The organism is Anaeromyxobacter oryzisoli (genome assembly GCF_022690765.1).
GTDB classification, from domain to species: Bacteria; Myxococcota; Myxococcia; order Myxococcales; family Anaeromyxobacteraceae; genus Anaeromyxobacter; species Anaeromyxobacter oryzisoli.
Genome location: NZ_JALCZA010000041.1, coordinates 19,914 through 41,742, shown reverse-complemented (window position 1 = coordinate 41,742; position 21,829 = coordinate 19,914). Strand labels below are relative to the sequence as shown.

Here is a 21,829-nt window from a genome sequence, read left to right as displayed (position 1 = left end):
GCCGGCGGCGGCGAGCCTCGCGCCGGGCGCCCTCGGGGCGCCGGAGCCCGCGAGCGCGACGGCGGTCGCGGCCGCGAGCGGGGCCGGCGCGGCCTGCATCCCCGCGGCGAAGAAGAGCGGCGGCTGCGCGAGCGGCCCGGGTTTCGCCGGGACCACGCTGCTCGCCCTGCTCGCGCTCGCGCTCCGGCGCGGGCGCGGGCGCAGTACTGCTCCGCACAGCTCATGAACCAGCTGACTCGATGTGCTCCGCAGTACTTCGCGGGGAAGACTCCAGGCCTTGCAGAAGAGCCGCAAGGCCTGGGCCCTCCCCGCGGAGCCCTACCGGGGGAGGCGGAGCGCCGCCTCCCCCGAACCCCCACCCGCGTACCGCGCGTGAGGCTCCGGCTCGCAACCACTGACGCGCGGTACTAGGCCACGACGATCCCGGCGTAGCCCACCACGCTCGAGCGGTCGCCGGTGACGTCGCCCGAGCTCGCGTAGCGCACCAGCTCGGCCCGGGTGGCGCCGAGCGCGCGCGCGGCGACGAGCATCACCGTGGCCGGGATGATCCCGCACATCGAGATCTCCTCGTCGTGGACCACGGCGTACAGCCCCGCCGGGTCGAGGGCGAGGATCCGGTCGATGGCGCGCTGGTCCGCGGCGCGGGCGACGTCCGCCGGGACGTAGTGGCTCATGTCCGACGACGCGACGACGAGCGCGCCCGCCTTCCGGACCGCGTCGGCGACGGCGCGTCCGAGGGCCTCGCACGCGTCGTACGGCAGGTGCGCGAGGCACAGCGCGGCGATCGAGACGCCCGGGCGGGCTCGCTGGAGGAACGGGACCTGGACCTCGAGCGCGTGCTCCCGGAGGTGGGCGAGCGGGTCGGGAGCCACGCCCGGCGCCGCGGCGAGCGCCGCGGTGAGGCCGGGATCGATCGCCACCTCGCCGAGCGGCGTTCGCCAGGCCCCGCCGGGGAACAGCGCCGCGCGCGCGCGGCCGAGCCCGGTGTGGTTCGGGCCGAGGACGAGGACGCGGGCGGGGACGTCCACTCGCTCGTAGACCGCCCCGGCGACCGCCCCGGAGTAGACGTACCCGGCGTGCGGCGCCACGATGCCCAGCGCCGGCGCGCGCGGCGCGCCGCCCATGAGGAAGCCGTCCACCTGCGCCGCGAGCGCGGGGGCCGCGCCCGCGTAGAAGCTGCCCGCCACCGCCGGTTCACGGACCATGGCGGTTGGAGTATAACGCAGGGCAAGATGTCGCCCCGGAAGACGGTCCTCATCGTCGACGACTCGCCGGCCGTCATCGACGCCCTCCGGTCTGCCTTCGAGGAGGCAGGCTACGAGGCGGTCTCCGCCGGGGACGGGGAGGAGGTCTTCCGGAGGATGGCGACGTCGGATCCCGACGCGCTCCTGCTCGACGTCTACATGCCCAAGCTGAACGGGGCGGACGTGTGCCGGTTGGTGAAGGCGCACCCGCACTGGAAGAAGACGTACCTCGTGCTCATGTCGTCGCGCATCAGCGACCGCGAGATGGACATGTACCGCAGGCTCGGGGCGGACGAGATCCTGAAGAAGCCGTTCGACCCCGCGAACGCCGTGTCCATGGTCGCGAAGGCCGTCGGCGCCGCGCCGGCCGAAGGTTAGCGCGAGGCGAGCGCCCGCCCTGCGGGCACCTCACCGGGACCTGCCGTTGACGCGCGCCGCGGCCCGTGCGAAGCGGGGGCGTGGCCGAGCCCAGCCCCCTCGCCTCGATGACGTCGCCGGCCGGCCCGGCGGATCCTCCGCGCGTGCTCGTGTGGACCTGGGCGAAGGCCGTGCTCTGGCTCGCCGTGGCGGCGGCGATCGCGCAGGGGATCCCCTGGTTGCGGGCGAACCTCGCGGGGGTCGCCGCCTTCGTCTTCATCGCCCTCCCGGACGGCCGGCTCCGCGTCCGTCACGAGGGCTGGGATCGCTACGGGTTCCCCTGGGACGGCCTCGCCGATCGTCGCACGTGGCGGGCGTGGGGGCGCGGCGTCCGCGACGGCCTGCTCGTCTGCGCGGTGATCTTCCCGCCGTTCGCCGCGGCCTTCTGGGGCTACTCCGTGCTCCTGCCGCACCTGCCGGCCGGCCTCTCGTCCGCGCTCGCGCCGTACGGCGGCACGCCGCGCCTCGCGCTCCGCCTGCCCCCGGATCTGGCGGTGCGGGCCGCCGTCCAGGTGCTCGTCGTCGCGCTCCCGGAGGAGCTCTTCTACCGAGGGTGGATGCAGACGTCCTGGGCCCGGAGCGCGCCCGGCGCCGGGGTCCGGATCCTCGGCGCTCGCCTCGGGCCGGGCTTCCTCTGGACCCAGGTCCTCTTCGCGGTGGGGCACCTCCCCGCGAACCCCGTGCCCTGGCGGCTCGCCACGTTCTTCCCTGGCCTGCTCTTCGGGTGGGTCCGCGAGCGGACCGGCGGCCTCGTCGCCCCCATCGTGGTGCACGCCCTGTCGAACCTCTTCATCGCGACGCTCGAGGCGAGCTTCTACCGATGACAGCCCGGGGGCCGGGCGGTAGTGGTACCGCGAGGGCGCGCGGCGGCCGCGCGCGGACGAGGCCTGCGATGGGCGGATCGATCCGGGAGATGCTCGAGGAGCTGGAGGAGCGGATCCAGCACCCCCGCGCGGCGCGCTCCGCGGCGAGCCGCGGGCGGGAGCGGCCGGAGGCGCCGGATCCCGAGCGCCCGTCCTTCCAGCGCGACCGCGATCGCCTCATCCACTGCAAGGCGTTCCGCCGGCTCGCCGGCAAGACCCAGGTCTTCCTCGCGCCCCGCGGCGATCACTACCGGACGCGGCTCACGCACACGCTCGAGGTGGCGCAGGTCGCGCGCTCCATCGCCCGGGCGCTGCGCCTCAACGAGATGCTGGTCGAGGCGATGGTGATGGGGCACGACCTCGGCCACACGCCGTTCGGCCACGCCGGCGAGCGGCTCCTCGATCAGGTGTCCCCCGGCGGCTTCCACCACGTGGTCCAGTCGGTGCGCGTCGTCGAGGTGCTCGAGCGGGACGGCCAGGGGCTGAACCTCACCGTCGAGGTGCGCGACGGGATCCTCCGCCACTCGAAGGGCAGGGGGGAGGTCCTGCTCGAGGGCACCGGCCAGAAGGCGCTCACGCTCGAGGCGGAGATCGTCCGGATCGCGGACATCGTGGCCTACGTGAACCACGACCTGGACGACGCGATCCGCGCCGGCCTCTTCGGCGAGGGGGACGTGCCCGCGGGCATCCGGCGCGTGCTCGGCGACAGCCGGTCCGCGCGGTTCACCACCCTCGTCCACGACGTGATCGGCGCGTCGGACCTCGACGGCGGCGGGCACATCGAGATGTCGCCGGACGTGCACGGCGCGCTGCTCGCGCTCCGCGACTTCCTCTACACCCGCGTCTACGAGAACCCCGTGGTCCACGACGAGTTCGTGAAGGCGCAGCGGATCCTGCGCGACCTGTGGGGCTGGTGCCTCGAGGATCCCGCGCGCCTCGCCGCCCGCCACGGGATCGCGCCGCGCGACGGCGAGCCGCTCGAGCGGGCGGTGGTGGACTGGATCTCCGGGATGACCGACCGGTTCGCCCTCGCGACCTGGGAGGAGCTGTTCGTCCCGCGGCCGTGGGGGCTGTGAGGAGCAGGCCCGAGGCCCGCCTCACGCCGCGTTCAGCGGCGACACCGAGACCTGCAGCCTCCGGCTCACCGAGACGACGCTGCCCTCCGGCACCTCGATGAAGCCGTTCGGGGCGGTGATCCGCGACGCGAAGCAGACCGCCTTCACGATCCGATGCGGGCGGACCCGGGGATCGCTCTCCGGCGTCGCGAGCGTGATCCCGTCCAGCGCGCACGGCACGATCCCCTCGAGCAGGGCGTAGAACAGCGGCCCGCCGCGCCGCGTGGCGGCCAGCACCCGGCCGTTCGTCGCGACGAAGTCGAGGCGCGACGGGCGCTGCGCGCCGACGTCGCGGCTGAAGGCCTCGAGGTCCCGGACCGTCCGGGCGAGGGCGCGGCCCGCGGTCGCCGCCTCGAGCTCGAGATCGTCCACCGCGTTCTCGTCCCGGAGGTGCTTCGCGAAGAGCATGAACGCCGCCTCCGAGTCGGTGTCGCCCATGATGGCGCGGCGCAGGTGGTCCGGGAGGGCGGCGACGAGCTTCGGGCGAACCCGGTCGAACGCCTCGATCGCGCCGTCGTGCGCGAAGACCCACTTCCGGTAGCGGAAGGGCTGCGTGTTCTCGTCCTTCGCGGTGCCGGCGGCCGCGCGCCGCGCGTGGACGACGAGCGCCTCCGAGTCCACGCGCCCCACCAGCTCCGGCAGCGAGAGCGGGTGCGGCGCGCCGGTGGGGCGCTTCCCGAGCAGCACGTTTCCGCCGTGGTAGTAGCCGAACCCGTACGCGTCGGGGGCCGCGTCGCCGTCCTGGAGGGACACGTGGCCCTTCAGCCGGTCGATCTGGCAGCGGAGCAGGTTGGGATCGCTCTGGAGGATCGCGACGAGCGCACCCATGTCATCCTTCCTCGGTGGTCCGGGTCGAGGAGCTTGGCCACCGAGGAAGTAATAACGGCCGGCGGCGGCGCGGACACGCCCCCCTCTTCGAGCGGAGCACCGCGGGTGCGCGCGGACCGGGTGAACCCGTGGTTTGACAGCGTCCCGACACGGTCGCCCTGTGCTAAGATGCGCCCTAACCCGGCGGAACCGCTGGGAGACGCGACCTCCATGAGCGACGACATCGCCGTCGGAATCGACCTCGGTACGAGCTACAGCTGCGTGGGCGCCGTCCTCGCAACGGGGGAGGCCCCCTCCGTGCTCCCGAACGAGTGGGGAGAGCGGACGCACGCCTCCGTGGTGTCCTTCCAGGAGGACGGCACCGTCCTCGTCGGGAACGGCGCCAAGAAGAACATCATCACCAACGCCGAGAACACCGTGTACTCGGCGAAGCGCCTCATCGGCCGCTTCTACTTCTCCGACGAGGTGAAGAAGGCCCAGGCGGTGATGCCGTACCGGATCGTCGAGGGCCCGGGCAACTCGGTCCGCGTCGCCGTGCGGGACCGGGTCCTCGCGATCCCGGAGATCTCCGCCCTCGTGCTCAAGGAGATGAAGGCGGTCGCGGAGACCGCGCTCGGGCGCGAGGTGACGAAGGCGGTCGTCACCTGCCCGGCCTACTTCAACGACAACCAGCGCCAGGCCACCAAGGACGCGGGCAAGATCGCCGGCCTCGAGGTGCTGCGGATCATCAACGAGCCCACGGCGGCCGCGCTCGCGTACGGCTTCGGCAAGGACATCAACCAGAAGATCTGCGTGTACGACCTCGGCGGCGGCACGTTCGACGTGTCGATCCTCGAGATCGGCAAGGACGTGTTCGAGGTGCTCTCCACCGCCGGAGACACGTACCTCGGCGGCGACGACTTCGACGACCGGATCATGACCTGGCTCGCGGACGACTTCCTCGCGAGGCACGGGCTCGACCTCCGCCAGAACAAGTACTGCCTCCAGATGCTCAAGGAGGCGGGCGAGCGCGCCAAGATCGAGGTCGGCCGCGACGGGGTCGCCGACGTCCTGGTGCCGGGGATCTGCCAGTCGCCGGAGGGCGAGGTGATCGACCTCGCCCAGAAGCTCACCCAGGACCAGTTCAACCGGATGGTGATGGACCTCGTGCAGCGGACCTTCAAGGTCTGCGACGAGGCGCTCCAGTCCGCGCGCCTGACGGCCTCGGACATCGACGCGGTGATCCTGGTGGGCGGCCCGACCCGGCTCCCCATCATCCGGAGCAGCGTCCGGCACTACTTCCAGAAGGAGCCGATGACCGGCGTCGATCCGGACGAGGTCGTCGCCCTCGGCGCCTCGATCCAGGCGAGCGCGCTCCTCTCGACGACCGCGCCGGACGCGGGCCAGGCGAGCTACCTGCTCGACGTGACGCCGCTGTCGCTCCGCGTCGGGACGGTGGGGGGCTTCACCGAGAAGATCATCGACAAGAACACCCCCATCCCCATCGAGAAGTCGAAGACCTTCACCACCAGCCGCGACGGCCAGGACCGGGTGCGGATCCGCGTGTACCAGGGCGAGTCGAACCGCGCCGACGGCTGCGAGCTGCTCGGCGAGTTCGAGTTCACCGGGTTCCGGATCGGCTACCGGGGCGAGGTGCAGATCCAGGTCACGTTCGAGATCGACTCGAACGGCATCGTGAACGTCGCGGCCACCGACCTGGACTCGGGCCAGAAGACCTCGACGACCATCAGCCTGTCGTCCGGCCTCTCCGCGGGCGATCTGCAGAAGGCGATCGACGACAACGCGGGGATCGAGCTGGCGCGCGGGGCGCGCGCCGCCTGACGCGCGGGGACCCTCCGGAGGACCAACGTGGACGCCCAGTTCCTCATCGAGGTGGAGGCGCTCGCCGGGGCGCTCGATCAGCTCGACTACTTCGGGATCCTCAAGATCCCCCAGACCGCCACGCCGGCGGAGATCAAGGCCGCCTACTACCGGGAGTCGCGCGTGTACCACCCGGATCGCTACGCGGCGGTCGCGAGCGCCGAGCTGCGGGAGCTCGTGGGCCGCGTCTACCGGCGCATCAACGAGGCGTACACGGTCCTCCGCGACGACCACAAGCGCGAGCGCTACCTCGCGGACGTCACCGGCCCCGAGCGCGCGCGCAAGCTCCGCTTCACCGAGGCCGAGGAGGTCCAGGTGAAGGAGGAGCAGAAGCGGAAGCTGGAGGAGCAGTTCGGCCTGACGCCGAACGGGCGGAAGTTCTACGCCGCCGCGCTCGCCGAGATCCAGCAGGGGCGGTGGGAGGCGGCCGAGCGGTCCCTGAAGAGCGCGCTCATGTACGAGCCGGCGAACGCCAGGTTCAAGGAGCAGCTCGCCGCGGTCGCGGTCGAGGTCGAGAAGCGCCGCCCCAGGGGCGACTACCGGATCAGGTAGGGGCGCGTGTCGCTCGACCTCCTCGCGCTCGCCCTCCTCGCCGGCGCCGCCGCCCTCGGCGCGGCGAGCGGCGCGCTGCGCCAGGGCGTGCAGCTCGCGGCCGCGGTCCTCGGCTGGCTCGCGGCGCGACATCTCGGGCCGTCGGTCGCCGACGGCTTCGCCCGCTCGGTCCCGGCGCCGCTCGCGCGCGCGGGCGCGGCCGTGCTGCTCTTCGTCGGGATCTCCGCGCTGGCGACCCTCGCCGGCGCGGTCGCCCTGCGCGCGACCGACCTCTCGCGCGTGGTGCGGGGCCCGGCGGACCGCGGGGTGGGCGCGCTGCTCGGAGGCGTGAAGGGCGCGCTCGCGATCTGGGTCCTCCTCTCCGCCGCGCTCCTCGCCGGCCGCGCGCTCCCCGGGGGGGCCGGGCTCGGCCGCGCGCTCGCGCGGAGCGATCTCGCGGCGCTGGCCCGCGAGCACAACCTGCTCGTCCGGATCGACCCGGAGGGCGTCCGCGCCCTGGAGCGCGCGCTCCGCGCGGCCCGCCAGGCGGAGCGGGCGGGCGAGCTGGCGCGCGATCCGGAGACGCGCCGGCTGCTCGAGGACCCGCGCGTCCGCGCCTTCGTGGACGGCGACCGCGAGCCGGCCCCGGCGGAGCTCGAGCGGGCGCTCGAGGATCCCGAGGTGGCGCGGCTCGTGGAGCGGATCCGGGCCCGCGCCGCGGAGCGCGAGCGGGGCGAGGAGTGAACGAAGAGGCGCCGGGACGCCCCGGGTGTCGAGGTCTCCCGTGCCCGTGACCGTGTGGCGTCACCGATCCCCGTGCCCGTATCCCGCTTCCCGTGTCCCCTGGCCCGGGAATCCGTCGGGCATCGGGCCACGGGCGAGGGGAAGCGGTTCACGGTTCACGGAGAAGCCGGTGACGGTGACGGGCACGGTCCGCGGGGCCGATGGGGAGGCGTGTCGTGCGTGTTCCGAGGCGCGAATGCGCCCGCCTCACCGCCCCTGGCGCATCCACCCGACGAGCTTGTAGAGGAGCCGGGCGCCGACGTTGCCGTCCCACTCCCCGCCGCCGGGGTCGGGCGCGACCTCGACCAGATCGAACCCCACCAGCCGCCGGCCGCTCCGCACGACGGCGCCGACGAGGTAGGCGGCCTCCTGGAAGGAGAGGCCGCCCGGCACCGGCGTGCCGGTGTGCGGGCAGAGGGTCGGGTCGAGCCCGTCGATGTCGAAGGTCACGTAGACGTCGCGCGGGAGGGGCTCGACGATCCGCGCGACGCGGTCCGCCCAGCGCTCGCCCTCGAAGCGGGCGCGGGCGAGCTCGGCGTCCGCGTGCTGGACGATGCGCCCGCCCGAGGAGGCGGCGTAGGCGTGCTCCTCCTCGGAGAGGTCCCGGACGCCGACCTGCACGATCCGCGCGACCTCGGGCAGGCGCTCCGCGACGTTGTAGAGCACGGACGCGTGGCTGTAGGTGAACCCCTCGAAGGCGACGCGGAGGTCCGCGTGGGCGTCCACGTGGAGCACGCCGAGCCCGGGGTGGCGACGCGCGTGGGCGGCGACCGCGCCGAAGGCGACCGAGTGATCGCCGCCGACGACCCCCACCTGCTTCCCCCGCGCGAGCAGCCCCGAGACCTGCTCCTCGACCCACGCGTTCACGCGCTCGCAGGCCCGATCGACCTCCTGGGCGGCGCGGGCGAGCTCGGGGCGGCCGGGGACGATCCCGCCGGCCTCGATGACCGGCGCCGCCGCCGCGCGCGCCGCGCGGTCGAGCCGGGCGATCTCCTCGGGGGAGGGGAGCATGTGGATCCCGGCCTCGTACGGGCGCCCGGTCTCCACGTCGAAGAGATCGACCTGGCGGCTCGCCGCGCGGATCGCCTCCGGCCCGCGCGCGGCGCCGCCGCCGTAGGACGTGGTCGCCTCGAAGGGGACCGGGACGAGGACGACCGCCGCCTCCTCGGCGGAGTGCGGCAGCCCGAACACGCCGGAGTCGGGGAGCGCCGCGGCGGAGGGGTCGAAGGGCATGGCGGCGAGGCGCTAGCGCCGCGCCTTCGCGCGGGCGCGAACGGGCTGCGTCTTCCCGGACTCCTTCATCTCCTCGAGCGCGCCCGAGCCCGGGTGCTTCTTGAGGTGCGCCTTCCGCAGCGCCTCGTACATGTCCGGCAGCCGCTGGAAGAGCCGCTTCGGCTTGCGCTTCTTCCGGGTGGCGAGGGCGTACGCGAAGATGAGCGGCGTTGCGATGGTCGTGTCGGAGTACACGACCACGTGGTTCCGCTGCATGTTCGCCTGGATCTTGCCCCAGCTGATCGCCTCGGACGGCGTCGCGCCGGAGAGGCCGCCCCACTGCGGCGAGTCGGTGGTGATCTGCAGCATGTACTCGTGGCCGCCCCGGTTCAGGTCGAGGATCTGCCAGAGCGTCGGCTGCGTCTGCATGTAGAAGTTCTTGGGCGAGCCGCCGCCCAGGATGACGACGCCGTTCACGTCGGCGTCGTAGACGATCGCGGTGGACTGGAGCACGTCGAGGTCCGGGTCGATCGTCGTCTCGCCGCCGCGGAGCTTCATCGCGGCCACGTTCATGCCGATGGACGAGTCGCCGGGAGACGAGGTGAACACCGGGACGTCGTACCGGGCGGCGGTGGCGAGCCAGCTCTTCTGCGGCAGCGGCGCCTGCTGGTTCACGAGCTGGCCGAGGTAGTGGTGGAGCTGCGGCGTGGAGATGCGGCCGCGCAGCTCCGGGGGCGCCTTCTCGAGCGCCTCGCGCACGAACGCGTCGGTGTCGAGGAGGGAGTCCTCGGTGATGAAGATGTCGTAGATGCGCTCGATGCCGGCGCGGTACAGCTCCTTGTCGTCCACCTGGAAGTGGCCCTGGACCACCGGGAGCTTCAGCGCGAAGTGGAGGTCGTGGTACAGGTTCGCGCCCGTCGAGACCACGAGGTCCACGAACCCGGCCTCGATCATGGCCTGGATCGCGCCGCCGACGCCGGCGGGCGAGAGCGCGCCGGTGACGGTGAGGGCGATGGTCGCGCCGGAGTCGATCATCCGGCCGAACAGGTCGCAGCCCTCGGCGAGCCGGCCGCCGTTGAAGGCGCCGGCGCGCCGGTAGACGTCGACGAGATCCTCGACGCTCATCCCAGGGCGGAGCCGCATCGGCTCGACGGGGGGGCGGGCGAGGTACTTCTTGCGGAGAACCTTGGGAGACGGGGCCATGAGGGCGCGGACGTTAGACCGTCCGCGACCGGACCGTCAAGGCGCCGCGCGCGAGGCGACGGCGCGGCTAGATCGGGCGCGCCGCCGGGGAGAGCTGGAGCTGGACGAGCCCGATCTGCCCGTCGTCGGCCGGCTTGAACGCGAGCTCGGCGAGCTTCGACTGACGGTATACGTCCAGCATCCGCTCCTGCCCCTGCCGCCACACCGACACCATCGTGCAGGAGGTCGAGTGGCCGCACGCGTCCTCGCCGTCCAGGCAGACGTTCAGCGCCACCGGGCCCTCGACCGCCTCGATCACGTCGAGGAAGCTGATGTCGAGGGGAGATCGCGCCAGCGCGTAGCCGCCGTGGGGACCGCGGGTGGACTTCACCAGCCCCATGTCCACCAGGGTCTTCAGGATCTTGGCGAGGAAGTCCTCGGGCACGTCCATCTGCCGGGCGATCTCCCGGAAGGGGACCACGGAGTCCTGCGGAATGGAGGCGAGGTAAATCATGGCCCGCAGGCCGTAATCGATCTTGCGCGAGATCCGTAGAACGTGCTGCATGGAGCCTTCCTCGTGCCCGTCGGCTGTATCCGGGCGCGGCTTGTGACAGGGTTGCGTTACTGTAACACGACCGAGGTGCGTATCACATGGGTGAGGCGGCGACCGCTGGACCGACCGGCGGGAAGATCGATCTGCACTCGCACAGCAGGGCCTCCGATGGCCAGTATCCGGCCGCCGAAGTAGCAGAGCGCGCGGCGCGGGCGGGGGTTCGCGTCTGGGCGCTGTGCGACCACGACACCGTAGCCGGACTCGAGGACGGGGCCGCTGCGGCGAAACGCCTAGGGCTGCGCCTGGTGCCCGGGATCGAGCTCTCCGCCTTCCTGGACCAGCGCGAGATCCACCTGCTCGGCCACTTCGTCGACCCAGCGCACGAGGCCCTGCGGCGGTTCGAGGATCTCCTCGCGGATCATCGCCGCGAGCGGATGCGGAAGATGGTCGACAAGCTCGCCGGGATGGGCATCCGCGTCCGCACCGAGGACATCGTGAAGTGGAGCGGCGGGAAGACGATCGGCCGCCCGCACGTCGCCCGGGCGATCGTCGAGCTCGGCGCGGTCGCCACCGTGAAGGAGGCGTTCGATCGCTTCCTCGGCGAGGGGCGACCGGCGTACGTGCCGCGGTACCGGCTCGAGGCGGAGGAGGCGATCCGGCTGGTGCGCGGCGCGGGCGGGACGACCACGGTGGCCCACCCGGGCGTGTCCAGGCTCGAGCGGTACGACCTCGAGCGGCTCCGGGCGGCGGGCGCGGAAGGGGTGGAGGTCTACCACACCGACCACAACCCCTCGGTCCGGGAGAAGTACCTCCGGCTCGCCGAGGCGCTCGACCTCGTCCCCACCGCCGGCTCGGACTTCCACGGCGAGGCGGTCGCGCCCGATCGCCACCTCGGCGACGTGTCCATGTCGCCGGAGGCGCTCGCGCGGCTCGAGGCCCGGCGGCCCTGAAACGAGGGCTCGCGGTTCGCGAGGACCTTCGCTGCTGGGCCTCGCGCTCTCTTTTCAGGGCGTGTGTCGCCTCGGCCTGAACGGCCGATTGGATTCCGCCGGGGAGGGGCCCATCCGCAGGAGTAGAGGGGCGGCGCCCCCTCCCCGCGGGACAGCGCGCGCCAGCGCGCGTGGGCCCCGCGGAGCCAGGGGGGCCCGGCGACCCTTCGACGAGCTCAGGGTGGACGGGGCGGGGGCGCGGCCCCCGCATGAACGATGGCCCGGTCGGTTCGGAACCGGCCGGGCCATCGAGAGGGGCGGGAGGAGGGGACCCGCTACCCTCTGAACAGCTGAAGCGACGAGAGGGTCCAGTCGATGATGGCCTGAGGACGGATGCCGAAGAAGAGCACCGCCGCGGCGCACGCACCGAGCACGACCTGCCACGACACCGGCGACACGATCCGCTTCGCGTCCGGCGCGTAGGGCGGGTCGATGAACATCGCCCGGATCACGCGCGCGTAGTAGAAGAGCGCGATCGCGGTGTTCAGGGCGGCGATGACGAGCAGCGCCCCGTACCACGTACCGTGCGGCCCGCCCGTCCGCTCCCAGACCGCCACGAACAGGTACCACTTGCCGATGAACCCGGCGAACGGCGGGATGCCCGTGAGCGAGAACAGGAAGATCGCGAACGTGATGGCGGCGAACGGCTGCCGGCGCGACAGCCCCCGGTAGTCGAGGATCGACTCGGACCCGGTGGCCTGGGCCACCAGGATCACCACGAGGAACGCGCCGAGGTTCATGACCAGGTAGATGGCCATGTAGATCATCACGCTCTGCGTCCCCACGGCGGAGACCGCCGCGAGCCCCATCAGCATGTAGCCCGCGTGCGCGATCGACGAGTACGCGAGGAGCCGCTTCAGGTTGGTCTGGAGCAGCGCGGTGAGGTTGCCGAGCGTCATGGTGACCGCGGAGACGACGCCGATCACCGCCGGCCAGGGGATGTCGCCGATGGGCAGCGCGAGCCCGTCCGCGTTCGCGGGGAAGCTGAGGGCGGAGAGGAAGAACCGGAGCGCGAGGGCGAAGCCGGCGGCCTTCGGGCCCACCGACAGGAAGGCCGTGAACGGCGTGGGCGCGCCCTCGTACACGTCGGGGCACCACATGTGGAACGGGACCGCGGCGATCTTGTAGCCGAGGCCTCCCGCGACGAACGTCGCGGCGACCACCAGGGCGATCCGGGTCGCGGCCAGCTCGGCGGTGCCGGAGGCGGAGAGCTGCTGCACCTGGGTCGCGATCTGGGAGAGGTTGGTCGTGCCGGTGAGGCCGTACAGGTAGCTCATGCCGAAGAGCATGATCCCGGACGCGACGCTGCCGTAGATGACGTACTTCAGCGCGGCCTCGGTCGCCTTCCGATCGCCCTTCTTGAAGCCGGCGAGCACGTAGCTCGAGAGCGAGACGAGCTCGATCGACAGGTACATCATCAGCAGATCGGTGGCGCTCGCCATCATGAACAGGCCGAGCACGATGCTGACGAGCAGGGCGTAGAACTCGCCGACCCGCGCGGGCGGGAAGTCCTTGCCGGACGCCGTGATGATCACCACGAGCGCCGCGGCCGCCAGGAAGAGCCACTTGAAGAAGCTCGCGAACGCGTCGTTCGCGAGCAGGCCGTTGAAGAGCGACAGCGCGTCCGCGGGCTGCACGGCGAGGAACCCGGCCGCCGCGGCGAGGACCGCGAGGGCGCTCGCGGTGAGGTACGCCACGCGGCGCGGGCTCTTGCGCCAGAACAGATCGAGGACGAAGAGGAGGACCGCCCCGGCGGTGAGCACCGCCTCGGGGCGGAACCAACTCGCCGACCAGAGGTTCTGGGTGACGAGCGGATCGAGCTGCTGGACGAGTGGGGTCATCACGGTCTCGCGCCTACCCCTGCAGGAGCGCCAGGGCGGGCTTGATGAGGTCGTGCAGGGTCCCGTTGATCACGCCCAGGATCGCCTGCGGGTAGAACCCGAGGAAGATCGCGATGGCGGCGAGCGGGTAGAGCGCGATCCGCTCACGCCAGTTGAGGTCCGGGTAGCCCTTGTAGGCCGGGTTCGGCTTGCCGAGGAACATCCGGTGGATCGCCCACAGGTAGTACGCGGCCGTGAGGATGACGCTGGTCGCCGAGATGACCGTGTAGAGCGTGAACCGCGGGAACGAGCCCGTGAACACCATGAACTCGGAGATGAAGCCGGCGAGGCCCGGCAGGCCGAGGGACGCGAAGAAGGCGAGGCCCATGATCGCGGTGTACTCGGGCAGCTCGGTGGCGAGGCCGCCGAACTTCTCGATCTCGCGGTGGTGGGCGCGGTCGTAGATCACGCCGACGATGAGGAACAGCATCGGGCTGATGATGCCGTGCGTGAAGAGGTTGAACACCGCGCCGGAGATGCCGGCCTCGGTCATCGCCGCCATGCCGAGCAGCGAGAAGCCCATGTGCGAGACGGAGGAGTACGCGATGAGCTTCTTCAGGTCCTTCTGCGCGAGGCAGACGAACGCGGCGTAGATGATGTTGATCATCCCGAAGACGGCGATGGCGTTGGCGGCCCAGGCGGTCGCGTCCGGGAAGATCCCGTAGTTGAACCGGAGGATGCCGTAGATGCCCATCTTCAGGAGCACGCCGGCCAGGATGACGGAGACGGGCGTCGGCGCCTCGACGTGGGCGTCGGGCAGCCAGGTGTGGAAGGGGAACATCGGGATCTTGATGGCGAACCCGATGAAGAGGGCCACGAAGGCGACCCGGGCGAAGTCGAAGCCGAGGAACGTGAGGCCGTGGAACTGCCCGGCCGCGCCCTGCTTCGCGAGCTGGATGAGGTTGAAGGTGTGGCCGCTCGACATCGTGACGCCGTCGGCGAGCAGCTCGGCGTGGCTGTTGTAGTAGATGCCGATGATCGCGAGGAGCATCAGCACGGAGCCGGCCAGGGTGTAGAGGAAGAACTTGATCGCCGCGTACTCCTTGCGCGGGCCGCCCCAGATGCCGATGAGGAAGTACATCGGCAGGAGCATGACCTCCCAGAACACGTAGAAGAGGAACATGTCGAGGGCGACGAAGGTCCCCATCATGCCGGTCTGGAGCAGGAGCAGCATGGCCATGTAGCCGGGGACCATCCGCACCGAGAAGTGCTTCGGGTGGTGCGGATCGTCGTGGCCGTCGTCGACCATCCCGGCCATCTGGGCCGCCTTCGCCCCCGACCACCACGGCATCGAGGCGATGGTCGCGATGAAGGAGATGAGGGCGGACAGCAGCACCATCGAGATCGACAGGCCGTCGGCGCCGACGAAGTACTCGATGTTGAACGCCCGGATCCACGTGAAGTGGTGGACGAGCTGCGGCCCCTTGACGGTCGCGTCGAACATCCGCCAGGCGGCGATCGCGGCCGCGAGCGACATGCCGCTCGCGAGGAGGGCGATCCACCGCGCGGCGTCGTCCATCACCCGCTTCGACAGACCGGTGAAGAACTTCACCACGAGGAGGGCGCAGATGAGGATCGAGCCGGCGACCGGCACGAACGTGGCCCAGCTGAGGACGGTGTTGGGGTTGAACATTGCGTCGCTCTCCAGGTGCTACTTGATGAGGAAGTTGAGCAGGACCACCACGAGCGCGCCCCCGAGCGCGCCGTAGAGGTAGGTCTGGACGCGGCCGGTCTGGAGCGTCCGGAGGGACCGGCCGAGGCCCGCCGTGCCGTTGGCGACGGCGTTGACCACGCCGTCCACGATGTACTTGTCGATGGCCCCGTCGAGGTTGGCGAAGGCCCGCGTGATCGCGCCCACCAGGAGCACCACGCGATCGATCACGTTCGAGTCGAACCAGGAGCAGGCGCCGGCGAACGCCGTCGCGGGCTTGTACACCACGCGCGCGTAGGCCTCGTCCACGTAGTACTTGTTGTAGACGACCGTCCAGAGCCCGAGGAACCGCTCCTTGAGGGCCGCCGGGACGGTGCTCTTGCCGTCCTTGAAGAGCAGCATCGCGAAGAACCAGCCCACCGTGCCGGCGAGGACGCCGAGCCCCTGGAACGCGTACTCCATCCAGTGGGGCTTCTCGACGAACGGGACCTCGGCGGTGAGGACCGGCTCGAGCCAGTGCTCGAGGATCGGGGCGTGGTGCGTCCACGCCGCGGGGAGGCCGATGAAGAGGGTCGCGAAGGAGCCGAGCGCGAGGACCGAGAGGACCACGGTCATGTTCCAGGGCGACTCGTGCGGCGTGCCGCCGTGGTGGCCGTGGCCGCCGGCGTGCGCCGCGTCATCGTGCGCGGTGACCGCGTGGGCGGCCGTCGGCGCCGGGTGGCCGTGCGTGCCGTGGTCGAGGTGGGCGGCGCCGTTCGAGGCGTGGACGCTCACGGACGCCGCGGACATCGCCGTCGCGCCGGCGGAGTGCGGATCCTCGTTGTGCTCGTCGTGGTGGCCCGCACCGCCGCGGTACTCGCCGGTGAAGGTCATGTAGTAGCTGCGGAACATGTAGAAGCTGGTCCCGGTCGCGGCGACGATGCCGACGAGGTAGATGACGGGGCCGAGCCACGGGGTGGGGTGCCCGAAGAGCGCGAGGTGACCCGAGGTGAACGCCTTCCAGAGGATCTCGTCCTTCGAGTAGAAGCCGTTCATCCAGGGGAAGCCGGCGATCGCCCAGCAGGCGGCGAGGTACGTCCACCGGGTGACGGGCATGTACTTCTTCAGCCCGCCCATCTTCCGCATGTCCTGCTCGTGGTGGCAGCCCAGGATCACCGAGCCGGACCCGAGGAACAGCGTCGCCTTGAAGAAGGCGTGGGTGAGGAGGTGGTAGACGCCCGCCCAGTACGCGCCGACGCCGACGCCGATGAACATGAACCCGAGCTGCGAGACGGTCGAGTAGGCGAGGACCTTCTTGATGTCGTACTGGAAGAAGCCGATCGACGCGGCGAAGATCGCCGTGACCGCGCCGATGAGGGCGACCCAGCCCATCGCCGACGGCGAGAGCGCAAAGAGGAAGTTCAGCCGGGCGACCATGTAGACGCCGGCGGTGACCATCGTCGCGGCGTGGATGAGGGCGGAGACCGGGGTCGGGCCCGCCATCGCGTCGGGGAGCCACACGTAGAGGGGGATCTGGGCGCTCTTGCCCATGGCGCCGACGAACAGCAGGATCCCGACGAGCATCAGGACCGGGATGCCCCAGATCGTCGCGCCGACGAGGTGCTCCTTCACCCCGGTGGCCTCGATGACCACCTGGTCGCGGAGCTCGCGGAAGTTCATCGTCGGGCCGACCTTCACGCCGTCCACCATCGGCGCGAGGGCCGCGGACTGCGCCGCGTTGGCCGCGGAGGCGATCGGGCGCGTGTCGACGGCCTGCCCGCGCAGCTCGACCGTCGTGCCGTAGCGCGGGTTCGGCGAGCCCTGCGGGCGGGGCATCCACGTGCCGCCGAGGGTCCAGAAGAGGAGGAACAGGCCGGCGAGGAAGCCGAAGTCGCCGAAGCGGTTCGCCACGAAGGCCTTCATGCCGGCCTTCGCCTTCTCGGCGTCCGCGTGCCAGAAGGAGATGAGCAGGTACGACGCGAGGCCGACGCCCTCCCACCCGAAGAACATCACCGCGAAGTTGTCCCCCATGACGAGGAGCAACATCGCGAAGACGAACAGGTTCAGGTAGCTGAAGTACCGCCAGTAGGACGGCTCGTCGGCCATGTAGCCGATCGAGAAGACGTGGATGAGCGAGCCGATGCCGGTGATGACGAGCACCATCATCATCGACAGCGGATCGAGGGCGAAGGACAGATCCACCGTGAGCCGGCCGGCGGTGAGCAGGTTCCAGAGCGTGTCCTGCAGGAACCGGTGCTCGGGATCGAGGTGGAGGAGCTGCCAGTAGGCCCGGACCGCCACCGCGAACGCCGCGAACATCGCGGTGATGGCGATGCGGTGGACGATCTTCTTGCCGAAGACCTTCTGGAGCTTCCACCCGATCAGCGCGTTGATCGTCGCGCCGAGGATCGGGAAGAAGGGGATGAGCCAGAGGTAGCTCGCGTGCGTCACGGCGATCTGGCCGAGCTCTCGTGCGGTCTCGTGCATCGACTTACTCCCGCATCAAGTCCGCGGAGCGGACGTCGATGGACTTGAAGGTCTGGAAGATGGCGAGGACGATCGCGAGCCCGACCGCCGCCTCCGCCGCCGCCAGGACGATGACGAAGAGGGAGAAGACCTGGCCGCCGATCGCGTCGAAGGTCTGCGTCCCCGCGCTCCCGACGTAGCGGTTGAAGGCGACGAAGTTCACGTTCGCGCCGTTGAGGATGAGCTCGACGCCCATGAGGACGCCGACGGCGTTCCGCCGCGTGGCGACGGTGACGATGCCGAAGGCGAAGAGGAGCGCGCCGACGGCGAGGAAGTGCGAGAGGGAGATCTGCATGGTCGGTTCCTAGGCCTCCTCGGCCTTGATCTCCTTGCGGGCGATGAGGACGGCGCCGATCAGGGTCGACAGCAGGACGAGCGACGCGACCTCGAACGGCAGGAGCCAGCGGGACAGGAGGGCGTCGCCGATGACCTCGGCGGTCGGGGCGAGCGCCGCCGGCGGGACCACGCGCCACGGGGTGAGGAGCGCGACGGAGAGGAGCACCGGCGCGGCCGCCACGAAGAGCAGGACGCCGCCGAACAGGCCGAAGCTGGTGTTCGAGACCTTGATGTCGGAGATGCGGCTGGTGAGCATCACCGCGAACAGGATGAGCACCAGGACGCCGCCGATGTAGACGAGGAGCTGCGCCACGGCCACGAAGTCGGCGGAGAGCATCACGTACAGCGCGCCGGCGCCGAGGAGCGCCGTCAGCAGCCCGAAGGCGCTGTAGAGGATGTTCCGCGAGAGCGTGACCCCGGCCGCGCCGACGACGGTGAACCCGGCGATGACGTAGAAGAGCACGTCCGGGAGCGTGAGCGCGCCGGCCACCGGGCGCGGCATGCCGCGGGCCGCGGGACCGACGACCTGCGTCGCCATGTAGACCACGAACGCGACGACGGCGACCGCCGCGAGGGCCCAGGCGACGAGCTTTCCTCCTTTGGATTCCATCGACGGCCTCACTTGGACTCGGGGTTGGCTGCGGGGGCCTTCGGCGCCTCGGCAGCGGCCGGAGCGGCGGCCGCGGGCTTCGCGGCGGGCGCAGCGGCGGTGGGAGCGGGAGCGGCCTTCAGCGCCGGGGCCGGCTTCGCGGCGGCGGGCTTGGGCGGCTCGGGCGGCAGGAACTCCGGCGCGGGCCGATCCCACGCGAGGGTCTCGAGCCGCTGCCGGACGAGGGAGCCCAGCGGCGCGCGCGGGAAGTACTCGGCGGTCTTGTCCACCTTGTACACGGGGAACGGGTTCATCGGGTCGGCCCAGCGGAACACCAGGTTCCGGATGTAGCGGTGGGTCCCCTCGAACTCGCGCGTGTGCTGGATGGCGCCGGTCGGGCAGGGCTCGACGCAGAGACCGCAGAACATGCACCGCGACTCGTCGATGTCGAACTGCGCGACGAGACGCTGCTTGGGGTTGGTCGGGTCCTTCTCCAGCGTGATCTGGATGCAGCCGATCGGGCAGGCACGCTCACAGGCCTGGCAGCCCGTGCAGATCGTGTTGTCCACCTCGAGGAAGCCGCGGTAGCGCGGCGGCAGCATGTCGCGCACCGGGAGCGGCGTGCGGTCCGGGTACTGGACCGTGGTCGGGCGGCGGGCGAGGTACGAGAGCGTGATCGACAACCCGTGCCAGAAGGACTTCACCGTGTCCCGGATGGCGCCGGTGTACTCGCGGACGGACTGAGGCATCGTTCCGACTCCCGTTACCAGTTGGTGAAGTCGACGCGGTCGCCGACGGCGGAGATGTTCTGCCGGGTCTGCCGGAAGAACAGGAGGGCCGTCACCACCGCGGCGGCGAACATCACCGCGCCGGAGACCGTCGCGGACACCGGCAGCCGCGCGATCAGCATCTGCCAGAGCAGGGTGGCGACGAACACGACGAAGGCGATGGGGACGAGGTACTTCCAGCAGAGGGTCATCATCTGGTCGACGCGGATGCGGGGCAGCGTCCAGCGGACCCACACCACCACGTTGAGGACGACCAGCGTCTTCGCGACGAAGACGAGCATCGAGAGGATCTGGAGCCCCCACCAGGCGGCGCCGGGGAGGTCACCGACCCCACGCGCAGCGGCGAACGCCTCGGGGCCGACGAAGGGCACCTGCCAGCCGCCGAAGAAGAGCGTGACGGCGATCGCCGACATCACCCAGAGGTTCCCGAACTCGACGAGGAAGAAGAGCGCGAACCGGAAGGACGAGTACTCCGAGAGATAGCCGGCGACGAGCTCCGACTCGGCCTCGGGGAGGTCGAACGGCGTCCGGTTGCCCTCGGCGAGCTGGGCGACGAAGAAGATCGCGAAGGCGGCCAGGGCGAAGGGGTTGGTGAACGCGTGCCACTCCCACGGCCAGGCGCCCTGGGAGCGGATGATCCCCTGCATCGAGAGGGTGCCGGACATCATCACCGGGACCATCGCGGCGAGGCCGGAGGGGATCTCGTACGAGATCACCTGGGCGGCGGATCGCATGCCGCCGAAGAGCGCCCACTTGGAGTTGGAGGACCAGCCGGCGATCAGGATGCCGACCACGATCAGGGCGGTGACCGCCGTGATGTAGAAGATGCCGACGTTCATGTCCGCGGCGATGAGGCTCTCGCCGAAGGGCAGCGCGACGAAGACGAGGCCGAAGCCGGTGAGGACGAAGTACGGCGCCGCGCGGAAGAGCAGGGCGTCGGCGTCCGCCGGGACGAGGTCCTCCTTCAGGAGGAGCTTCACCGCGTCGGCGATCCACTGGAAGAAGCCGGCCGCGCCCACGCGGTTGTAGCCGACGCGGCTCTGCATGCGGGAGCTGACGCGCATCTCCCACCACACGGTCATGCCGGAGATCACCGCTCCGAAGGAGAGCAGGATGAGGGCGAGGACCGCGATCGCCACGATCCAGGCCACGTACTGGCCGGTGACCGACCAGCCGGAGACGTTCACCCCCGCCGCGCCGAGCGCCGCCATGAGCATCGCGGGCTTCGAGAGCGGGGAGAGCAGCAGCACGGCGGCGAGCAGCACCAGCGGCAGGCCGAACCCGACGGCGAGCGTCGCGAGGACGACGCCGCGGGCGGTCTTGCCGGAGCCCGCGCAGAGATCCTGGGTCTTGGAGTTCATCGATCGATCTCCGGGGCGATGACGTCCAGCGAGGAGATGAGGGCGACCAGGTCGGCGACCATCAGGCCGCGCGAGACGTCCTCGATGATGCACATGGCCGAGAAGGAGCCGGTCCGGACGCGCACGCGGTACGCCTTGTTCGTGCCGTCCGAGACCACGTAGTAAGCCATCTCGCCGCGGGCGCTCTCGACGCGCGCGAGCGCCTCGCCGGCCTCCGGCTTGATGTTGCGCGGCACCTTCGCCGAGATCTCGCCCTCGGGGAGCGTCTCGAGCGCCTGGCGGATGATCCGGGACGACTGGGCCATCTCCAGGCAGCGGACGTAGTACCGGTCGAAGCAGTCGCCGGTGGTGCCGAAGAAGCCCTTGCCGATCGGCACGTCGAACTTGAAGTTCGGGTACGCGCCGTACGGCATGTCGCGCCGGACGTCCCAGTCCACGCCGGAGCCGCGGAGGTTCGGGCCGACGAGGCCGTAGTTCACCGCCATCGGGCCCGGGATGACGGCCACGTTGGCGAGGCGCTTCACGAAGATCTCGTTGAACGAGATGAGCCGGTCGAACTCGCCGAGGAACTTGTCGAAGTGGTCGAGGAAGGCGAGGGCCTTGTCACGCCACCCCTCGGGCAGGTCGAACGCGACGCCGCCGATGCGGTGGTAGTTGTAGGTCATCCGGGCGCCGCAGAGCGCCTCGATGAGGTCGTTGATGACCTCCCGCTCGCGGACGCCGTGGAGGAACGGCGTGAACGCGCCGATGTCCATCGTCATCGTGCCCACCCCGACGAGGTGGGACGCGATGCGGCAGAACTCGTTGGCGATGACGCGGAGCCACTGGGCGCGGGCCGGGACCTCGAGCTTGAGGAGCCGCTCGACCGCCATCGCGTAGCCCTCGTTGGCGAACATGGCCGCCACGTAGTCCACGCGATCCGTGTACGGCATGAACCCGGGGTACCCGACGATCTCGCCGATCTTCTCGATCGAGCGGTGCAGGTAGCCGACGTCCGGGATCGCCCGCTTCAGCACCTCGCCGTCCGTCTCGACGAGGAAGTTGATGACGCCGTGGGTGGAGGGGTGCTGCGGACCGAAGTTGAGGATCATCTCCTCGTTGGACTGGTCCACGCGGCGAAGGATGAGCTTGTCCATTTCGTC

At 71.0% G+C, this 21,829-nt stretch carries 21 protein-coding genes; 8 read left to right on the top strand and 13 right to left on the bottom strand.

Annotated elements, in window-relative coordinates:
- Positions 1 to 226: hypothetical protein (locus MNZ27_RS14000; RefSeq protein ID WP_242394702.1), on the top strand; the 226-nt coding region annotated here is incomplete at its 5' end.
- A 181-nt stretch (positions 227 to 407) separates the two neighbouring features.
- Here MNZ27_RS14000 and amrB read toward each other — a convergent pair.
- Entirely contained in the window at positions 408 to 1,205 is a 798-nt protein-coding gene (gene amrB, locus MNZ27_RS13995; protein ID WP_242394701.1) for an AmmeMemoRadiSam system protein B, read from the bottom strand.
- Positions 1,206 to 1,232: 27 nt separating this feature from the next.
- Between amrB and MNZ27_RS13990 the strand changes: the two genes are divergently transcribed.
- The 3 genes from MNZ27_RS13990 to MNZ27_RS13980 all read left to right on the top strand — a co-directional run bounded on the left by MNZ27_RS13990 (position 1,233) and on the right by MNZ27_RS13980 (position 3,600).
- A complete protein-coding gene (locus tag MNZ27_RS13990; protein ID WP_242394700.1) occupies positions 1,233 to 1,622 on the top strand; it encodes a response regulator in 390 nt (129 codons plus the stop codon).
- A 107-nt stretch (positions 1,623 to 1,729) separates the two neighbouring features.
- Positions 1,730 to 2,485, top strand: coding sequence for a myxosortase MrtX (gene mrtX / locus MNZ27_RS13985; protein ID WP_277957941.1), 756 nt, complete (start codon positions 1,730 to 1,732; stop codon positions 2,483 to 2,485).
- A gap of 68 nt (positions 2,486 to 2,553) precedes the next feature.
- Complete coding sequence (locus tag MNZ27_RS13980; RefSeq protein ID WP_242394698.1) at positions 2,554 to 3,600, top strand: deoxyguanosinetriphosphate triphosphohydrolase; 1,047 nt, start codon at positions 2,554 to 2,556, stop codon at positions 3,598 to 3,600.
- Between the two features lie 21 nt (positions 3,601 to 3,621).
- On the opposite strand, the gene MNZ27_RS13975 is transcribed toward MNZ27_RS13980, so the two are convergent.
- On the bottom strand, positions 3,622 to 4,467 hold the full coding sequence (locus tag MNZ27_RS13975) for a class II glutamine amidotransferase (protein WP_242394697.1): 846 nt from the start codon (positions 4,465 to 4,467) through the stop codon (positions 3,622 to 3,624).
- Between the two features lie 210 nt (positions 4,468 to 4,677).
- On the opposite strand from MNZ27_RS13975, the gene MNZ27_RS13970 reads away from it, so the two are divergent.
- Genes MNZ27_RS13970 through MNZ27_RS13960 form a run of 3 tightly spaced genes read left to right on the top strand, consistent with a single transcriptional unit; the run spans position 4,678 to position 7,602 of the window.
- Positions 4,678 to 6,288 (top strand): Hsp70 family protein, encoded by a 1,611-nt coding sequence (locus tag MNZ27_RS13970; protein ID WP_242394696.1) that lies wholly within the window; start codon positions 4,678 to 4,680, stop codon positions 6,286 to 6,288.
- A gap of 27 nt (positions 6,289 to 6,315) precedes the next feature.
- Positions 6,316 to 6,879 (top strand): J domain-containing protein, encoded by a 564-nt coding sequence (locus tag MNZ27_RS13965; protein WP_242394695.1) that lies wholly within the window; start codon positions 6,316 to 6,318, stop codon positions 6,877 to 6,879.
- A gap of 6 nt (positions 6,880 to 6,885) precedes the next feature.
- Complete coding sequence (locus tag MNZ27_RS13960; protein WP_242394694.1) at positions 6,886 to 7,602, top strand: CvpA family protein; 717 nt, start codon at positions 6,886 to 6,888, stop codon at positions 7,600 to 7,602.
- A 246-nt stretch (positions 7,603 to 7,848) separates the two neighbouring features.
- Here MNZ27_RS13960 and MNZ27_RS13955 read toward each other — a convergent pair whose 3' ends face one another.
- From MNZ27_RS13955 to MNZ27_RS13945, 3 genes are all read right to left on the bottom strand, one after another.
- Positions 7,849 to 8,874 (bottom strand): agmatinase family protein, encoded by a 1,026-nt coding sequence (locus MNZ27_RS13955; protein ID WP_242394693.1) that lies wholly within the window; start codon positions 8,872 to 8,874, stop codon positions 7,849 to 7,851.
- 12 nt (positions 8,875 to 8,886) lie between these two features.
- Positions 8,887 to 10,056 carry a homospermidine biosynthesis protein gene (locus MNZ27_RS13950; protein WP_242394692.1) on the bottom strand — a complete coding sequence of 390 codons (1,170 nt, stop codon included), beginning with the start codon at positions 10,054 to 10,056 and terminating at the stop codon, positions 8,887 to 8,889.
- A gap of 67 nt (positions 10,057 to 10,123) precedes the next feature.
- Entirely contained in the window at positions 10,124 to 10,600 is a 477-nt protein-coding gene (locus tag MNZ27_RS13945) for an RrF2 family transcriptional regulator (protein ID WP_242394691.1), read from the bottom strand.
- Positions 10,601 to 10,686: 86 nt separating this feature from the next.
- On the opposite strand from MNZ27_RS13945, the gene MNZ27_RS13940 reads away from it, so the two are divergent.
- Positions 10,687 to 11,538, top strand: coding sequence for a PHP domain-containing protein (locus MNZ27_RS13940; protein WP_242394690.1), 852 nt, complete (start codon positions 10,687 to 10,689; stop codon positions 11,536 to 11,538).
- Between the two features lie 314 nt (positions 11,539 to 11,852).
- Here MNZ27_RS13940 and MNZ27_RS13935 read toward each other — a convergent pair whose 3' ends face one another.
- From MNZ27_RS13935 to MNZ27_RS13900, 8 genes are read right to left on the bottom strand one after another with little or no spacing between them, the layout of a single operon-like run.
- Complete coding sequence (locus MNZ27_RS13935) at positions 11,853 to 13,418, bottom strand: NADH-quinone oxidoreductase subunit N (RefSeq protein ID WP_242394689.1); 1,566 nt, start codon at positions 13,416 to 13,418, stop codon at positions 11,853 to 11,855.
- Positions 13,419 to 13,431: 13 nt separating this feature from the next.
- The gene (locus tag MNZ27_RS13930; RefSeq protein WP_242394688.1) at positions 13,432 to 15,090 is read right to left on the bottom strand and encodes a complex I subunit 4 family protein; all 1,659 of its coding nucleotides are present in this window, start codon (positions 15,088 to 15,090) and stop codon (positions 13,432 to 13,434) included.
- A gap of 18 nt (positions 15,091 to 15,108) precedes the next feature.
- Entirely contained in the window at positions 15,109 to 17,574 is a 2,466-nt protein-coding gene (locus tag MNZ27_RS13925; protein ID WP_242394687.1) for a proton-conducting transporter transmembrane domain-containing protein, read from the bottom strand.
- A gap of 4 nt (positions 17,575 to 17,578) precedes the next feature.
- Positions 17,579 to 17,908, bottom strand: a complete 330-nt coding sequence (gene nuoK / locus MNZ27_RS13920) for an NADH-quinone oxidoreductase subunit NuoK (RefSeq protein ID WP_242394686.1) — start codon at positions 17,906 to 17,908, stop codon at positions 17,579 to 17,581.
- Between the two features lie 9 nt (positions 17,909 to 17,917).
- Complete coding sequence (locus MNZ27_RS13915) at positions 17,918 to 18,559, bottom strand: NADH-quinone oxidoreductase subunit J family protein (RefSeq protein ID WP_242394685.1); 642 nt, start codon at positions 18,557 to 18,559, stop codon at positions 17,918 to 17,920.
- Positions 18,560 to 18,567: 8 nt separating this feature from the next.
- Positions 18,568 to 19,287: a NuoI/complex I 23 kDa subunit family protein gene (locus MNZ27_RS13910; protein WP_242394684.1), complete on the bottom strand. Its 720-nt coding sequence runs from the start codon at positions 19,285 to 19,287 to the stop codon at positions 18,568 to 18,570.
- 14 nt (positions 19,288 to 19,301) lie between these two features.
- The gene (locus MNZ27_RS13905; RefSeq protein ID WP_242394683.1) at positions 19,302 to 20,687 is read right to left on the bottom strand and encodes a complex I subunit 1/NuoH family protein; all 1,386 of its coding nucleotides are present in this window, start codon (positions 20,685 to 20,687) and stop codon (positions 19,302 to 19,304) included.
- Complete coding sequence (locus MNZ27_RS13900; RefSeq protein WP_242394682.1) at positions 20,684 to 21,823, bottom strand: NADH-quinone oxidoreductase subunit D; 1,140 nt, start codon at positions 21,821 to 21,823, stop codon at positions 20,684 to 20,686. The genes MNZ27_RS13905 and MNZ27_RS13900 overlap by 4 nt, the downstream gene beginning before the upstream one ends.
- Positions 21,824 to 21,829 lie beyond the last annotated feature (6 nt).

Coding starts and splice junctions, on each gene's coding strand:
- amrB (WP_242394701.1), bottom strand. CDS start 1,205: ATGGTCCGTGAACCGGCGGTGGCGGGCAGCTTCTACGCGGGCGCGGCC.
- MNZ27_RS13990 (WP_242394700.1), top strand. CDS start 1,233: ATGTCGCCCCGGAAGACGGTCCTCATCGTCGACGACTCGCCGGCCGTC.
- mrtX (WP_277957941.1), top strand. CDS start 1,730: ATGACGTCGCCGGCCGGCCCGGCGGATCCTCCGCGCGTGCTCGTGTGG.
- MNZ27_RS13980 (WP_242394698.1), top strand. CDS start 2,554: ATGGGCGGATCGATCCGGGAGATGCTCGAGGAGCTGGAGGAGCGGATC.
- MNZ27_RS13975 (WP_242394697.1), bottom strand. CDS start 4,467: ATGGGTGCGCTCGTCGCGATCCTCCAGAGCGATCCCAACCTGCTCCGC.
- MNZ27_RS13970 (WP_242394696.1), top strand. CDS start 4,678: ATGAGCGACGACATCGCCGTCGGAATCGACCTCGGTACGAGCTACAGC.
- MNZ27_RS13955 (WP_242394693.1), bottom strand. CDS start 8,874: ATGCCCTTCGACCCCTCCGCCGCGGCGCTCCCCGACTCCGGCGTGTTC.
- MNZ27_RS13950 (WP_242394692.1), bottom strand. CDS start 10,056: ATGGCCCCGTCTCCCAAGGTTCTCCGCAAGAAGTACCTCGCCCGCCCC.
- MNZ27_RS13945 (WP_242394691.1), bottom strand. CDS start 10,600: ATGCAGCACGTTCTACGGATCTCGCGCAAGATCGATTACGGCCTGCGG.
- MNZ27_RS13940 (WP_242394690.1), top strand. CDS start 10,687: ATGGGTGAGGCGGCGACCGCTGGACCGACCGGCGGGAAGATCGATCTG.
- MNZ27_RS13935 (WP_242394689.1), bottom strand. CDS start 13,418: ATGACCCCACTCGTCCAGCAGCTCGATCCGCTCGTCACCCAGAACCTC.
- MNZ27_RS13930 (WP_242394688.1), bottom strand. CDS start 15,090: ATGTTCAACCCCAACACCGTCCTCAGCTGGGCCACGTTCGTGCCGGTC.
- MNZ27_RS13925 (WP_242394687.1), bottom strand. CDS start 17,574: ATGCACGAGACCGCACGAGAGCTCGGCCAGATCGCCGTGACGCACGCG.
- nuoK (WP_242394686.1), bottom strand. CDS start 17,908: ATGCAGATCTCCCTCTCGCACTTCCTCGCCGTCGGCGCGCTCCTCTTC.
- MNZ27_RS13915 (WP_242394685.1), bottom strand. CDS start 18,559: ATGGAATCCAAAGGAGGAAAGCTCGTCGCCTGGGCCCTCGCGGCGGTC.
- MNZ27_RS13910 (WP_242394684.1), bottom strand. CDS start 19,287: ATGCCTCAGTCCGTCCGCGAGTACACCGGCGCCATCCGGGACACGGTG.
- MNZ27_RS13905 (WP_242394683.1), bottom strand. CDS start 20,687: ATGAACTCCAAGACCCAGGATCTCTGCGCGGGCTCCGGCAAGACCGCC.
- MNZ27_RS13900 (WP_242394682.1), bottom strand. CDS start 21,823: ATGGACAAGCTCATCCTTCGCCGCGTGGACCAGTCCAACGAGGAGATG.